The organism is Arthrobacter sp. 05T442 (assembly GCF_056395945.1).
In genome coordinates, this window is the sequence record NZ_JBFTKM010000066.1 from 1 (window position 1) to 430 (window position 430).

Below are 430 nucleotides of genomic sequence, written 5' to 3' on the forward strand. Positions count from 1 at the left end.
TCGTGGCCGCCGCCGCTGCGGGAAATCACGCCGCTTCGGAGGATGACCCCGGCGAGGCCGGCCTGGACCTGCGGTCGCGGCCGCAGAAGCTGCTCGACGGGCTGGTCGGTGCCTGCAAGGCCGCCCTCGCGGCCGGTTCGCTGCCCGCCACGGGAGGGCTGCGCCCGCAGGTCATGGTCACCATCGATTACCGGGACCTCCTTGCCCGCCTCGGCGCGTCGGCGGGCGCCCAGGCAAGCGGTCCGGGATCCGCGGGCCCGGCGGGCGCCCCGGCCAGCGCCCAGGCAGGCGGCCCGGAGCAGGCAGGCCCGGGGCAGGCAGGCCGGACGTTCGAGCACACGGGGACCCTGCTGTTCACCGGGCCCGTCACGGCCTCCACGGTCCGGAAGATCGCCTGCGACGCGGACATCATCCCCGTCGTCCTCGGCGG

General features: G+C 76.5%; 1 protein-coding gene. It reads left to right on the forward strand.

Translation table 11 applies throughout. The annotated features are described in order from the left end of the window. The coding region (locus tag AC1DES_RS19205) for a DUF222 domain-containing protein (protein ID WP_476897285.1) at window positions 1-430 on the forward strand (430 nt) is incomplete at both ends.